This window comes from Streptomyces sp. SirexAA-E (genome assembly GCF_000177195.2).
In the GTDB taxonomy this organism is placed as follows: Bacteria; Actinomycetota; Actinomycetes; order Streptomycetales; family Streptomycetaceae; genus Streptomyces; species Streptomyces flavovirens.
In genome coordinates this window covers 2,675,741-2,689,437 of the sequence record NC_015953.1, presented here as the reverse complement: position 1 = coordinate 2,689,437, position 13,697 = coordinate 2,675,741, and the positions used below count along the sequence as shown (strand labels likewise).

General features: G+C 72.5%; 12 protein-coding genes. 6 read left to right on the top strand and 6 right to left on the bottom strand.

Annotated features, from left to right (window positions below; all coding sequences use genetic code 11):
* The first annotated feature begins 44 nt into the window (after positions 1–44).
* The 3 genes from SACTE_RS11915 (at position 45) to SACTE_RS11905 (ending at position 3,972) form a co-directional block, all read left to right on the top strand.
* On the top strand, positions 45–1,826 hold the full coding sequence (locus tag SACTE_RS11915) for a DEAD/DEAH box helicase (RefSeq protein ID WP_014046283.1): 1,782 nt from the start codon (positions 45–47) through the stop codon (positions 1,824–1,826).
* 537 nt (positions 1,827–2,363) lie between these two features.
* On the top strand, positions 2,364–3,008 hold the full coding sequence (locus SACTE_RS11910; protein WP_014046282.1) for a helix-turn-helix domain-containing protein: 645 nt from the start codon (positions 2,364–2,366) through the stop codon (positions 3,006–3,008).
* A 175-nt stretch (positions 3,009–3,183) separates the two neighbouring features.
* Positions 3,184–3,972: a S16 family serine protease gene (locus SACTE_RS11905; RefSeq protein WP_014046281.1), complete on the top strand. Its 789-nt coding sequence runs from the start codon at positions 3,184–3,186 to the stop codon at positions 3,970–3,972.
* Here the strand turns inward: SACTE_RS11905 and SACTE_RS11900 are convergent.
* The 4 genes from SACTE_RS11900 to SACTE_RS11885 form a co-directional block, all read right to left on the bottom strand.
* Positions 3,902–5,425, bottom strand: coding sequence for an MFS transporter (locus SACTE_RS11900; protein ID WP_014046280.1), 1,524 nt, complete (start codon positions 5,423–5,425; stop codon positions 3,902–3,904). The genes SACTE_RS11905 and SACTE_RS11900 overlap by 71 nt on opposite strands.
* 2 nt (positions 5,426–5,427) lie before the next feature.
* The gene (locus SACTE_RS11895; RefSeq protein WP_014046279.1) at positions 5,428–5,610 is read right to left on the bottom strand and encodes a hypothetical protein; all 183 of its coding nucleotides are present in this window, start codon (positions 5,608–5,610) and stop codon (positions 5,428–5,430) included.
* 12 nt (positions 5,611–5,622) lie between these two features.
* Complete coding sequence (locus tag SACTE_RS11890; RefSeq protein WP_014046278.1) at positions 5,623–6,240, bottom strand: helix-turn-helix domain-containing protein; 618 nt, start codon at positions 6,238–6,240, stop codon at positions 5,623–5,625.
* A gap of 125 nt (positions 6,241–6,365) precedes the next feature.
* Positions 6,366–6,839: an Lrp/AsnC family transcriptional regulator gene (locus tag SACTE_RS11885; RefSeq protein ID WP_014046277.1), complete on the bottom strand. Its 474-nt coding sequence runs from the start codon at positions 6,837–6,839 to the stop codon at positions 6,366–6,368.
* A 122-nt stretch (positions 6,840–6,961) separates the two neighbouring features.
* Here SACTE_RS11885 and hppD point away from each other — a divergent pair, with 122 nt between their 5' ends.
* Positions 6,962–8,107 (top strand): 4-hydroxyphenylpyruvate dioxygenase, encoded by a 1,146-nt coding sequence (hppD, locus tag SACTE_RS11880; RefSeq protein ID WP_014046276.1) that lies wholly within the window; start codon positions 6,962–6,964, stop codon positions 8,105–8,107.
* A gap of 91 nt (positions 8,108–8,198) precedes the next feature.
* Here the strand turns inward: hppD and SACTE_RS11875 are convergent, their stop codons facing one another.
* Positions 8,199–9,806 (bottom strand): tetratricopeptide repeat protein, encoded by a 1,608-nt coding sequence (locus SACTE_RS11875; RefSeq protein WP_014046275.1) that lies wholly within the window; start codon positions 9,804–9,806, stop codon positions 8,199–8,201.
* A gap of 97 nt (positions 9,807–9,903) precedes the next feature.
* Between SACTE_RS11875 and SACTE_RS11870 the strand changes: the two genes are divergently transcribed.
* Entirely contained in the window at positions 9,904–11,271 is a 1,368-nt protein-coding gene (locus tag SACTE_RS11870) for an FAD-linked oxidase C-terminal domain-containing protein (protein WP_014046274.1), read from the top strand.
* 10 nt (positions 11,272–11,281) lie between these two features.
* Here the strand turns inward: SACTE_RS11870 and SACTE_RS11865 are convergent, their stop codons facing one another.
* Positions 11,282–11,758 (bottom strand): SsgA family sporulation/cell division regulator, encoded by a 477-nt coding sequence (locus SACTE_RS11865; protein ID WP_014046273.1) that lies wholly within the window; start codon positions 11,756–11,758, stop codon positions 11,282–11,284.
* Positions 11,759–12,011: 253 nt separating this feature from the next.
* Here SACTE_RS11865 and SACTE_RS11860 point away from each other — a divergent pair, with 253 nt between their 5' ends.
* Positions 12,012–13,670, top strand: a complete 1,659-nt coding sequence (locus SACTE_RS11860; protein ID WP_026359204.1) for an RDD family protein — start codon at positions 12,012–12,014, stop codon at positions 13,668–13,670.
* The last annotated feature ends 27 nt before the right edge of the window (positions 13,671–13,697 follow it).

Sequence of the window (13,697 nt, the reverse complement as noted above, 5' to 3'; positions counted from 1 at the left end):
GTGGACAGCGCCCCCACGTACCCGAGTGCCCCGAACCGGAGACCGTGACTACTACCGCCTCCCACCACCTCTCACCCGCCTTTCCCGGCCGCGCCCCCTGGGGTACGGCAGGCAAGCTGCGAGCCTGGCAGCAGGGCGCCATGGAGAAGTACGTCCAGGAGCAGCCGCGCGACTTCCTCGCCGTCGCGACGCCCGGCGCGGGCAAGACGACCTTCGCGCTGACCCTCGCCTCATGGCTGCTGCACCATCACGTGGTGCAGCAGGTCACCGTCGTGGCGCCCACCGAGCACCTCAAGAAGCAGTGGGCGGAGGCAGCCGCCCGGATAGGCATCAAGCTCGACCCCGACTACAGCGCCGGACCCGTCAGCAAGGAGTACCACGGGGTCGCGGTCACGTACGCGGGTGTCGGCGTACGCCCGATGCTCCACCGCAACCGCTGCGAGCAGCGCAAGACGCTCGTGATCCTCGACGAGATCCACCACGCCGGTGACTCGAAGTCCTGGGGCGAGGCGTGCCAGGAGGCGTTCGACCCGGCGACCCGGCGGCTCGCGCTCACCGGTACACCGTTCCGGTCCGACACCAACCCGATCCCCTTCGTCGCGTACGAGGAGGGCAACGACGGCATCCGCCGCTCCTCGGCCGACTACACCTACGGCTACGGCAACGCGCTCGCCGACGGGGTCGTCCGCCCCGTGATCTTCCTCAGCTACAGCGGCAACATGCGCTGGCGCACCAAGGCCGGCGACGAGATCGCGGCCCGGCTCGGCGAGCCGATGACCAAGGACGCCATCGGGCAGGCCTGGCGTACCGCGCTCTCGCCCACCGGTGACTGGATCCCCAATGTGCTGGCCGCAGCCGACAAGCGGCTGACCGAGGTCCGCAAGGGCATCCCCGACGCGGGCGGGCTGGTCATCGCGACGGACCAGGAGTCGGCCCGCGCGTACGCCAAGATCCTCAAGTCGGTCACCGGTGAGAAGCCGACCGTGGTCCTCTCCGACGAGAAGGCCGCGTCCAAGAACATCGACAAGTTCAGCCAGGACACCTCGCGCTGGATGGTGGCGGTCCGGATGGTGTCGGAAGGCGTCGACGTGCCGCGCCTGGCCGTCGGCGTGTACGCCACCACCATCTCCACGCCCCTCTTCTTCGCCCAGGCCGTCGGACGTTTCGTACGGTCACGCCGACGCGGCGAGACCGCCTCCGTGTTCCTGCCGACCATCCCGATGCTGCTCGACTTCGCCAACGAGATGGAGGTCGAGCGCGACCACGTGCTCGACAAGCCGAAGAAGGGCAGCGACGAGGAGAACCCGTTCGCCGAGGAGGACCAGCTCCTCGCGGACGCGGAGAAGCTCGAGGACGAGGAGACCGAGGAGCAACTGCCCTTCGAGGCGCTGGAGTCCGACGCGGTCTTCGACCGGGTGCTCTACGACGGCGCCGAGTTCGGGATGCAGGCCCACCCGGGGAGCGAGGAGGAGCAGGACTACCTGGGCATCCCGGGACTGCTGGAGCCCGACCAGGTGCAGCTGCTGCTCCAGAAGCGGCAGACCCGGCAGATCGCCCACAGCCGCCAGAAGCCGGCGTCGGAGGCCGACCTCCTGGAGAAGGCGGCCGAGGACCGGCCCGTGGTCACGCACAAGAAGCTGCTGGAACTGCGCAAGCAGCTGAACACCATGGTCTCGGCGTACACACACCAGAGCGGCAAGCCGCACGGAGTGATCCACACCGAGCTGCGCCGGGTGTGCGGCGGGCCACCGAGCGCGGAGGCGACGGCCGGACAGATCCAGGACCGGATCAAGAAGGTGCAGGAGTGGGCCACCCGGATGCGGTGAGACCGTCCGGCCGGACGAGGTGACCGGCCCTCCGTCGGGGCGGTCGGCGGCCCCCGGAGAAAAGACGCACACCCGCGGGCCCGGCCGAGGAATGAACGACTCCTCGACCGGGCCCGCAGGCGTCCCTCCGGGAGGAGCGCGCGAGGAGCCCCGCGCGCCGGGCGCGCGCGCCGAAGAGTTGAAATTTTTACATGATTTCTTCACCGTGAGTTAACAGTGGTTCACAGGTGATGTACGGAGCGTCGCGAGGCGTCACTCGACTTGGACGCGCGTAGACGTCCGCGTTCCGGACGGTTCCGCGCTGACCGGCGGTTATGCCGCCGTGTTCCGGCGCCCGCCCGGATTCTGGACGAGGTCTTCCGCTGAGCGGACCCGCTCGCTAATGTCCCCGAAACATGAACGCGCCGTGGCAACGTGGCCGCGGAGCGCATCCGGTGCCATGGCCAGTCGGGGGGCCTCTCGGTGCGTCGCCGATGGGACCGGCGTCGTCATCTCGCAGAGGGAACCGCCCCACTCACCACAGAGGGAGAGGGCGTCGTGACCGCAGAGACTTCTCAGACGCTCGACCGGGGACTGCGCGTCCTCAAACTGCTCGCCGATACCGATCACGGTCTGACCGTCACCGAGTTGTCGAACAAGCTCGGCGTCAACCGCACCGTGGTCTACCGCCTGCTCGCCACCCTGGAACAGCACGCCCTCGTCAGGCGTGACCTGGGTGGCCGGGCCCGAGTGGGCCTGGGCGTGCTGCGCCTGGGCCGCCAGGTGCATCCGCTCGTCCGGGAAGCGGCGCTGCCCGCGCTGCGCTCCCTGGCCGAGGACATAGGGGCGACCGCCCACCTCACCCTGGTCGACGGGGCCGACGCACTCGCGGTGGCCGTCGTGGAGCCGAGCTGGACCGACTACCACGTGGCCTACCGCGCGGGCTTCCGGCACCCGCTGGACCGGGGCGCCGCGGGCCGGGCGATCCTCACCGCCCGGCAGAAGTCGCTCGCCGACCACCCGGGCTACACCCTGACCCAGGGCGAGCTGGAGGCCGGTGCCTGCGGGGCCGCGGCACCGCTGGTCGGGGTGTCGGGTGTGGAGGGCAGCGTGGGCGTGGTGATGCTCGCCGACGCCGTACCCGAGCGGGTCGGGCCGCGGGTCCTCGACGCCGCCCGGGAGGTCGCGGACGCGCTGCGCTGAGGGTCACGCCGTCCACACCCGAGGCGGTGGACGAACGAGGGCCGGGGCAACCCTCCCCGACGCCGTACGGGGCCAGGGCCGCCCTCCCCGACACCGTACGGAAGCCGGAAGCCCCCTCCCCGACGTCGTGGAGGGAGTGGACGGGGCAGACGGGGCGGACGGTTAGATTGGGCGGGTGCTCTCTCGTCTCTCGCGCCCCCGCACCCTCGCGCTCTGCGCCCTGCCCGTCCTCGCGCTCTTCGGTACGGCGGCCCTGGCCCCCCTTCCCTTCACCCTGGCGCAGCCCGGCACGACCGCGAACGTGCTGGGGGACGACAAGGGGACGCCGGTCATCACGATCGAGGGCACACCGACCCGCACCACCGACGGCAGACTGTTGATGACGACGATCATCGCCACCGGGCCCGAGGCGGACGTCGGGATCGGGGACGTGGTCGACAGCTGGTTCCGGGGGGACCGGGCGGTCATGCCGCGCGACTCCGTCTATCCGACCGGTGACTCCGAGAAGGAGATCGAGCAGCACAACCTCAAGGACATGCGGGACTCGCAGAACTCCGCGGTCGAGGCGGCCCTGAACCACCTGGGCAAGAAGCCCGGTTCGGTGGACGTCACCCTGCAACTCGCCGACGTCGGCGGCCCCAGCGCCGGCCTGTTCTTCTCGCTGGGCATCATCGACAAGCTGGTCGGTGACGGCTCGGGCGGCGACCTGACCGGCGGCCGTACGATCGCGGGTACGGGCACGATCGAGGCCGACGGGACGGTCGGCGCGGTCGGCGGGGTCTCCCTGAAGACGCAGGCGGCGCGGCGCGACGGTGCGACCGTCTTCCTGGTGCCGAAGGCGGAGTGCGGTCAGGCCGAGGCCGAGAAGCCCGAGGGCCTGCGCCTGATCCCCGTCACGACGCTGAAGAGCGCGGTGTCCTCGCTGCGGGCTCTGGACCAGGGGGGCAAGGTTCCGAGCTGCTGAGCAGCGGCTCCCGCACCGGCCCGCTGCCCGTATCCGCGCCGGCACCCGCTCTCATCCCGGCCCCCGCACCCGCGTCGGCGCCGGCCCCCGCCCAAGCACCCGCGTCGGCGCCGGCCCCCGCCCAAGCACCCGCGTCGGCGCCGGCCCCCGGCCCCGTATCCGCGTCGGCACCCGTCCCGGCTCCCCGCGTCGCCTTCGCCCCGTCGTCCGCCCCCGGGCCCTCCATGGACCGCCAGGCAGGGAAGACCAGCGGGCTCAGCGTCGCCAGGAAGTACACCCCGCCCATGGCCAGCAGCGCCCCCATCGCCCCCATGCCCTCCACCAGCAGACCGGCTGCCAGTCCGCCCACCGGCATGGCGAGCTCGCAGCCCGCGGTGAGCGCGCCCGACACCCGGCTGCGGAGCTCCTCGGGAACCCGTTCGTAGGTCAGCGTCGTCAGGATCGGGTTCAGCATGCCGCCCGCGACGCCGCCCAGCGCCATGGTGACCGCCAGCGGCAGCGTCGTCCCGGTCAGCGCGGCGACCAGGAAACGCGGCGCCCCGCACAGCACCACGCACACCGAGAACACCGCGCGCCGGGAGAAGCGGTGCCCCACCGCCCCGTACATCAGTGCGCCGGTGAGCCCGCCCGCCGCGAACAGGGCGGTGAGCATCCCGAGTTGGGTGGAGCCGCCCAGCTCGGCCTCGGCGTGCACGGGCAGCAGGACGGCGTTCCAGCCCTGGTCGGTGCCGTTCATGAAGAGCACCATGACGACGACGGCGAGCAGCAGCCGGTTGCCGAGCACGTAGGCGTACCCCTCGCGCAGCTCGGTGCCGTACGTGCGCAGCGACACCGGGGCCGCGTCCCTGCGGGGCTCGGCGGCCTTCACCCCGCGCACCCCCGCCGCCACCAGCAGGGCGGACAGCGCGAAGGTGGCCGCGTCCAGCAGCAGGACGGTCTCGGCGCCGACGACGGCGATCAGCACGCCGGCCAGCGCGGCCCCGACCATCCGGGCGCCGCGCGACACCGCGTCGTAGAGGCTGGCGGCCCGCGCGAGGGTGGTCCCCGCGCGGGCGGTGAGGTCGGGTACGAGGACGTAGCGCGCCGTGTTGCCGGGCGTGTGGGCCAGCCCGTTCAGCGCCATCAGCGCGCACAGCATCCAGAATTCGAGCAGCCCGGCGGCGTGCAGCAGCGGTACGGCGGCGACGGCCGCACCGCACACCGTGTCGGAGGCGACGGCGATCCTGCGCCGGCCGATCCGGTCGATGAGAGGGCCGCCGATCAGCGCCGCCAGGACGATGGGCAGGGTCGCGCAGAAGGCGACCACACCGGCCCGGCCGGCGCTTCCCGTGGTCTCCAGGACGAACCACGGGACCCCGATGAGCGTGAGCGACGTGCCCGCGGTGGAGATCGAGTTGGCGGCCAGGACGGCGGCGAGCGGTGTGCGGTCCCGGTCCGGGCGCCCGCCCCGCACCGTCAGGCCGTCCGCGCCGCGCGGACCGGGGCGGGCCGCTCCTGGGCGAGACGCAGGCCCAGCTCGACCATCGTCCAGCCCATACGGTTGAGCATCCGGGGTCTCGGCGCCCGGAACTCGGCCGCCTCCCGGCGAAGTTCGGCGGAGCGGTAGGCGTGCAGCATGGCGTGGATGTCGTGATGCATGTCGTGATCCCCTCAGTCGGTCGGGCGCGGGAACATGTGCAGGTGGGTGCGGACGACGGCCGATCCCTCGGTGCCCTCGGGGACCCGGCCCCGGTAGTCGTCCACCAGTGCGTGGATCCTCTCGGCGAGCTCCAGGGAGAGCTCCGGGGTGAGCCGGACCTTGAAGTCGCTGACGTCCATGCCGCGTTGCCACTCCTCGGGCCACTCGCGCATGGTGCCGAGCCAGGTGCTCAGCTCCTGGGCGTGCACGGAGGCGACCTCGTGGAGGACCACTCCTATGGCGCCGCGCACCTCGGGGTCCGTGTGGTTCATGAACTCGGTGGTGGGCCCGAACGCCGTGCCCTCGTGCGCCGACTTCCACCAGCGCTCGCGGCCCTTGCCACGGGTCGGGTCGTCCTCCACGAAGCCGTACGCGGCTAGTTGGCGCAGGTGGTAGCTGGTGGCGCCGCTGGACTCACCGAGCCGCTCGGCGAGCCCGGAGGCGGTGGCCGGGCCGAACTCCCGGAGGGCGTTCAGCAGCCGGATGCGCATCGGGTGGGCGAGGCCGCGCAGGGTGCGGGCGTCGACCTGGTGGATGTTCAGCTCGTCCGGCGTGTGGGCCGGCCCGTCCGCGGGTTCGGTAGGAGGCATGCCGTGACTCTAGAGTTGCAAAGACAGCTTTGCAAGTGGTTCTTTGCATCGACTTCTTTGCAGAGTTCTCTTTGTGCCCGTCCCACTCGCCCGTCCCACTCGCCCGGCCCGCTCACCCGGTTCCGTCAATCGGCGTCCTCGGCGGCCTGTTCGACGAGAGGGATGACGCGCAGCGGTACGGGGTTCTCCATCACGATCGCCGTGGCGGCCCGGACGATCCCCCCGAAGCCGACCACACGGTCGATCACCCGCTGGAGATCCGCGTTGGAGCGCGCCACCAGCCGGCAGAGCATGTCCCCCTGCCCGGTCGTGGTGTGCAGCTCCAGCACCTCGGGCACCCCACTCAGGTGTGCCCGTACGTCCGCCCCCTGGCCCTGCCGGATCTCCAGGGTGGCGAAGGCGGTGACGGGGTAGCCCAGCGCCGCCGGGTCGACGTCCGGTCCGAAACCGCGGATGACGCCGTTCGACTGAAGCCGGTCCATCCGTGCCTGCACGGTCCCGCGCGCCACCCCGAGGCGCCGGGACGCCTCCAGTACACCGATGCGTGGCTCCCGTGCCAGCAGCACGATGAGCCGGCCGTCCAGATGATCGATCGTCATGATCCGTCTCCCGATGGTCACCCTGTACAGATAGTGCGGCCATGGTGGCGAACCGCTGGACAGATTGCCCAGTGAACGCGCGAACTGTTGCGCACCTTGCGAAGCGGCGGGAACCTTCGGACATGACTGAGACTGTGCACACCACACCCGACACCGCCCGGCAGGCCGATCCCTTCCCGGTCAAGGGAATGGACGCGGTGGTCTTCGCGGTGGGCAACGCCAAGCAGGCGGCGCACTACTACTCGACCGCCTTCGGCATGAAGCTCGTCGCCTACTCCGGACCGGAGAACGGCAGCCGTGAGACCGCGAGTTACGTTCTGACCAACGGCTCGGCCCGCTTCGTCTTCACCTCCGTCATCAAGGCGTCCACCGAGTGGGGCACCTTCCTGGCCGACCACGTCCACGCCCACGGCGACGGCGTGGTCGACCTGGCCATCGAGGTGCCGGACGCCCGCGCGGCGTACGCGTACGCCGTCGAGCACGGCGCCACCGGCGTCGCCGAACCGTACGAGGTCAAGGACGAGCACGGCACCGTCGTCCTGGCCGCCATCGCCACGTACGGCAAGACCCGCCACACCCTGGTCGAGCGCGGCGGCTACGACGGCCCGTACCTGCCGGGTTACGCCGCCGCCGCCCCGATCGTGGAGCCGCCGGCCAAGCGCACCTTCCAGGCGGTCGACCACTGCGTCGGCAACGTCGAACTCGGCCGCATGAACGAGTGGGTGACCTTCTACAACAAGGTCATGGGCTTCACCAACATGAAGGAGTTCGTGGGCGACGACATCGCCACCGAGTACTCCGCCCTCATGTCGAAGGTCGTCGCCGACGGCACGCTGAAGGTGAAGTTCCCGATCAACGAGCCCGCGATCGCGAAGAAGAAGTCGCAGATCGACGAGTACCTGGAGTTCTACGGCGAGGCCGGTGTCCAGCACATCGCGCTCGCCACGAACGACATCGTCTCCTCGGTCCGTGCGATGCGCGCGGCCGGTGTGCAGTTCCTGGACACCCCGGACTCGTACTACGACACGCTCGGCGAGTGGGCGGGCGAGACCCGGGTGCCCGTGGAGACGCTGCGCGAGCTGAAGATCCTGGTCGACCGCGACGAGGACGGCTACCTGCTGCAGATCTTCACCAAGCCGGTCCAGGACCGTCCGACCGTCTTCTTCGAGATGATCGAGCGGCACGGGTCGATGGGCTTCGGCAAGGGCAACTTCAAGGCCCTGTTCGAGGCGATCGAGCGCGAGCAGGAGAAGCGCGGCAACCTGTAGGACCCCGCCCGGCCGGGTGCCGGGACGCACCGACAGGACGGGCCCTCCCCGAACGCCCCGGGGAGGGCCCGTCCCTTCCGCGTCCCGCCGGCTACGACGCCGCCGCCTTCGGGGACGCGCCGCCCGCCGGCCCGGACGCCTGGGGTTCCGGCCCGGCCTGGGCCTTCTCCGTCTTCTCCGGGACGGGCTCGGGCGAGGGCGCCGCCGTCGCGGTGGTCCCGGCCGACGGGGGCCGGACCACCGCCGGGCCGCCCGGCGCCGGTTCACCCAGGGACTCCAGGGCCTTCTCGGCCAGCGGTGCGCCGAGCGGGGAGAAGTCCGGATTCGTCCGGAGGGCCTCCTCCAGGCGCGCCCGGGCCGGCCCGTCCTGGCCGAGGGCGCTCTCGATCACCCCCAGGTGGTAGGCGTACGAGGCGTCCCGCACCCCGCTCTCCAGGGAGCGCTCCGCGTACTGCACCGCCTCCTCGGACCGTCCCGCCCGGTGCAGGGCCCAGCCCAGCGCGTCGGCCACCGCCGCACTGCGGCGCAGCGAGGACCACTCCGCCTGCATCAGCTCCACCGCCACCTCCGGGTCGCCGTGGTCGGCCTCGAAGCGGGCCTCGGTCAGGGACTCGTTCACCCCCGCGGCCTGCGCCCGGTCCAGCAGTTCGCGGAGCTTCGCGTACTGGGTGCGGGCGTCGCCGTCCAGACCCATCGACTCGTACAACTCACCGAGTTCCAGGACGACCTCGGGCTGCGGCAGCTTCGCGGTCACCGTCCGGTAGTCGGCCAGTGCCTCGTCCGTGCGGTCCAGGGCGGCCAGGGCGCGCGCCCGGCCCGCCCGGGAGACGAGGTGGCCCCGGTCGGTGCGCAGGGCGGCGTCGTACTGGGCGAGGGCTTCGACCGGCTCGCCGCGCTCCCACGCCAGATCGCCCAGCCGGTGCAGCGCGCCGGCCTTCTCGGCGGGGGTCTTCGCGTGGTCGGCGGCCTCCCGGGCGGTGGCGAGGGCGTCCTCGCGCCAGCCCTGGTCGCGGTACATCTGCGACGTCCGGGCCAGCGCGGGTACCCCGCCGCGCAGGGTCCCGAACGTCTCCGTGGCCTTGGCCGCGGCCTCGTACTCGCCCAGGCCGTTGTACGCGTCGATCAGGACCGGGTAGGCCGTCCAGCTCTTCGGGGCCCGCGCGCGAACCGTCTCGCCCCACTTCTTCGCCGCGAGGTGGTCGTTGCGGGCGTTGGCCAGCGCCCCCAGTCCTGCCCACGCCTCGGTGTTGCCGCGCTCACCGGGCCGCGCGGCCAGCGAGCGCCGCAGGGCCTGCTCGGCGCGCGTGAAGTAGGACGCGTCCGCGGAACGGGTGCCCCACTGCGCGTACGCCGTACCGAGCGCCGCCCAGGCGGGGGCGTCGGACGGGTGGGTCTCCACCCACTTCTGCCGGTCGCCGATCAGCGCCGTGAGGTCGGACAGCGACGCGGGTGAACCGGCGGCCGCCGCGGCCTCGGCCCGGGCCACCGGCCCCGGCGCGGGCGGCGCGGCCTTCTCGTGGGGCTCGTCCGGCACGGCGACCAGGGCCCCGGCCACGAGCACGCCGGCGGCGACGGCACCGAAGGCAGCCCTGCGCAGCGTGGTGCGCATCGGCGGGGGAGGCGGTGGTACGGCCGTCGCACCTTCCGGCGGCAGGGGGGAGGCGGGGGACTCCGGGTTCTGCTGCGGCATGGCATCCATGGCCATCACTCTGCGTCAGTATGACGATCACATCGCGCTCCGCGATGGGCGGGGAAGAAGGGTTCACACCATTGGCCCCGGGTGTCACGCTTGGATCATGGACGCACTCGTCGAACGCCTTCGCACGGGCCTGCCGGCCGAAGCACTGGTCACGGACCCCGACGTCACCGCCTCGTACGCCCACGACATGGCGAGCTTCTGCGAGGCGGGCACCCCCGCCGTCGTCGTGCTCCCGCGCACGGTCGAGGAGGTCCAGCACGTCATGCGGACCGCCACCGCTCTCCGCGTCCCCGTCGTGCCCCAGGGCGCCCGTACGGGTCTGTCGGGCGCGGCCAACGCCACGGACGGGTGCATCGTGCTCTCCCTGGTGAAGATGGACCGGATCCTGGAGATCAGCCCGGTCGACCGGATCGCCGTGGTGGAGCCGGGCGTCGTCAACGCCACCCTGTCCCGGGCGGTGGGCGAACACGGGCTGTGCTACCCGCCGGACCCCTCCAGCTGGGAGACGTGCACCATCGGCGGCAACATCGGCACCGCGTCCGGCGGCCTGTGCTGCGTGAAGTACGGCGTCACCGCCGAATACGTCCTGGGCCTGGAGGTCGTCCTGGCCGACGGCCGGCTGCTGAACACCGGCCGCCGCACCGCGAAGGGAGTCGCCGGATACGACCTCACCCGGCTCTTCGTCGGCTCCGAGGGCAGCCTCGGCATCGTCGTCAAAGCCGTCCTCGCACTGCGCCCCCAGCCGCCCCGGCAGCTCGTCCTGGCCGCCGAGTTCCCGTCCGCGGCCACGGCGTGCGACGCCGTCTGCCGGATCATGGAGCGCGGACACACCCCTTCACTCCTCGAACTGATGGACCGTACGACCGTCCGGGCCGTCAACGCGATGACCTCCATGGGCCTCCCCGAATCCACCGAGGCGCTGCTGCTCTGCGCCTTCGACACACCCGACCCGGCCGCCGACCTCGCCGCCGTCGGCGAACTGTGCGCCGCGGCGGGTGCCACCGAGGTGGTGCCCGCGGAGGACACCGCCGAGTCCGAACTCCTGCTCCAGGCCCGTCGGCTGTCGCTCCCCGCGCTGGAGACCGTCAAGCCGGCCACCATGATCGACGACGTCTGCGTACCGCGTTCGCGGCTCGGCGCGATGCTGGAGGGCACGGCCGCCGTCGCCGAGAAGTTCGGTCTCACCATCGGTGTGTGCGCACACGCCGGTGACGGCAACACCCACCCCGTCGTCTGCTTCGACCACACCGACCCCGACGAGTCCCGCAGGGCCCGTGCCTCCTTCGACGAGATCATGGCGCTCGGCCTCGAACTGGGCGGCACGATCACCGGCGAACACGGCGTCGGCGTCCTGAAGAAGGAGTGGCTCGCCCGCGAACTGGGCGAGGTGGGCGTGGAGATGCAGCGTGGCGTCAAGGCGGCCTTCGACCCCCTGGGACTGCTCAACCCCGGCAAGCTCTTCTGACCCGCCGCGCTCAGGAATCACCCTCCGGCGGATCGTCCGAGGACCACGGATCGCTCATCCACAGATCGTCGGCGGGCATCGGGGCGAGCAGTTCCGCGAGCGCGCCGTCCAGCCCCAGCAGCGCGCTCTCCGAGCCCGGAGGCACCACCCGCAGCGTGCGCTCGGTCCAGGCGGCGACGGCGGCCGACGGGAGCTCCAGCAGGGCGTTGCCGTCGGGGGAGGTGAGGGCCACACAGATCACCTGACGGTCCCCGGTCCTGGTCGGCCAGATCCGGACGTCCCCGTGTCCGCACGGCCTGAACACCCCCTCCACCAGGAGCTCCCGGGCGAACGTCCAGTGCACGGGCGACTCGGAACCGATGTGGAACGTGATGTGCACGGCGTAGGGATCGGCCGTGATGTACGAGAGCCGGGCCGGGACGGGGACGGAGCGTTCGGGCGACAGGACCAACTTCACTTCGAGTTCGCGTTCCACGACGTTCTGCATGAGGGTGCACGACCTTCCGATGCTCGTAGGGACCGGTCCCGTGACCGGCCCGCACAGGGAGAGAGCACCCTCCGTGCTCTCCATGACGCCACTTCCCAGAAAAACTTCACCGAGCCCTGAAAGTGGTCCAAACGTCAGGACGGGCCCGGGGGTGCGCGGAGGTCTGATAGATGTGGACCCTTGTATGGGGGCCGACCGCCACGAGCACCTCGCCGGTCGGCCCGAGGCCTCGAAGAGATACGGGACCACGGTGATGAGCGCCCCAACCCCGGCACCCGGTGACGAAAGCCCCCGCGAGGGGTACTACCCCGATCCGTCCATCCCCGGATACGTCCGGTACTGGAACGGCGCGTCCTGGGTCCCCGGCACGAGCCGGCCCGCACCGCGACAGGACGGGGCGTCCCCCGCGCCGCCGCCCGTGACCGCCCCGGTGGACGAGACCGGTCCGATGTACTTCGACGAGGCGGACGCGGCCGGTGAGTCCGGCGAGGGCTCCCCGGACGGCACGGGCGCCGACCGCCCCGAGCCGGCCACCGCCTGGCAGGCCGACACCTCCCGGCAGGCCGGATTCGGCGGCGAACACGACCGCCGTGTCTCCTGGGGCGGCGGCCCCGATCCCCGGACCGCGGGCCAGGCCCCGTCGACCGCCGTACCACCGCCCGCACCCGCGCTCCCGGCCGCCGCGTCGGACGCCCCCTCCGGTCCCGTACGCCGCGATGTCCCGGCCTCCGCCACCGGGCCCGCCGGCCTGACCCCCGTCGACCCGCGCCGGCCCGTCGTGCCCGGCCCGGCACGCGGGGAGCTGCCGGGGACGTGGGACAACGAGAGCGACGCGGGCGCCGTCGCCCGCCGGACCGACCGGCCGGGCGGTGCCGACGACGCCGGCGCGCGTCCGCCGAGCGACGGCACGGTCACCATCCGCGCCCTGGGACGCGGCGCGTCCCGCACCCCGGCCCCGGGCGAGGAAGCGCGCGCGGACGGCACGATGGCGATGCGCGCGCTCCCGGCCACCCGCACGCCCCAGGCCCCTTCACCGCAGCTCCCCGCACCCGCGCAGAGCCCGCCCCGGACGCAGAGCCAGGCTCCCGACCACGCGGCCCCGCACCACGCGGCGCAGAACCAGGCCCCGCACCACGCCGCGCAGAACCAGGCCCCGCGCCTCCCGGCCCCGCACCAGCCGCAGAACCGCGCGCAGGCACCGTCCCGGCCGGTGGCTCCCCAGCTGCCCGGTCCCGCCGACGGCTCCGCCTCCTGGGCCCAGCAGGTCCACCAGCTCGCCCGACCCGAGCCGGCGCCCGGCCCGCAGCAGCCGCACCCCGTCCCGGCGCAGCAGCACCGGCAGGCCGCCCCGCCCGAGCAGCAGCAGCCGGTCACGCCCTGGAAGCCTCCCGTCGACGACCCCTTCCAGCAGCTCGCCCGTGCCCAGGCGGCAGCCCGCCCGGCCGGTCTCGGCAAGCGGCTGGCGGCCCGGCTCCTGGACACGCTGGTGCTCGGCGCGCTCGTCGGGGCCGCGGGCTTCCCGCTGGCGACCCGGGCACTGGACCACGTCGACCGGAAGATCGACGCGGCGAAGCAGACCGGTGAGACGGTCACCGTCTGGCTGCTGGACTCGACCACGGCCGGACTGCTCGGCGCGGTGGTCGCCGCCTTCCTGGTGCTCGGCCTCCTGCTGGAGGCGCTGCCCACCGCCAAGTGGGGCCGCACCCTGGGCAAGAAGCTCTGCGGCGTCGAGGTCCGCGACATCGAGTCGCACGGCACGCCCACCTTCAAGGCCGCGCTGTACCGCTGGCTGGTGTACGGGGTGCTGGGCCTGCTCGTCGTCGGTGTGGTCAACGTGCTCTGGTGCCTGATCGACCGTCCGTGGCGCCAGTGCTGGCACGACAAGGCCGCCCGAACCTTCGTCGCCGGCTGAGAGCCTGTCGGGCGGCCCCGCCCGGTG

Coding starts and splice junctions, on each gene's coding strand:
- SACTE_RS11885 (WP_014046277.1), bottom strand. CDS start 6,839: ATGACGATCGATCATCTGGACGGCCGGCTCATCGTGCTGCTGGCACGG.
- SACTE_RS11870 (WP_014046274.1), top strand. CDS start 9,904: ATGGACGCACTCGTCGAACGCCTTCGCACGGGCCTGCCGGCCGAAGCA.
- SACTE_RS11895 (WP_014046279.1), bottom strand. CDS start 5,610: ATGCATCACGACATCCACGCCATGCTGCACGCCTACCGCTCCGCCGAA.
- SACTE_RS11865 (WP_014046273.1), bottom strand. CDS start 11,758: ATGCAGAACGTCGTGGAACGCGAACTCGAAGTGAAGTTGGTCCTGTCG.
- SACTE_RS11875 (WP_014046275.1), bottom strand. CDS start 9,806: ATGGATGCCATGCCGCAGCAGAACCCGGAGTCCCCCGCCTCCCCCCTG.
- SACTE_RS11860 (WP_026359204.1), top strand. CDS start 12,012: ATGAGCGCCCCAACCCCGGCACCCGGTGACGAAAGCCCCCGCGAGGGG.
- SACTE_RS11890 (WP_014046278.1), bottom strand. CDS start 6,240: ATGCCTCCTACCGAACCCGCGGACGGGCCGGCCCACACGCCGGACGAG.
- hppD (WP_014046276.1), top strand. CDS start 6,962: ATGACTGAGACTGTGCACACCACACCCGACACCGCCCGGCAGGCCGAT.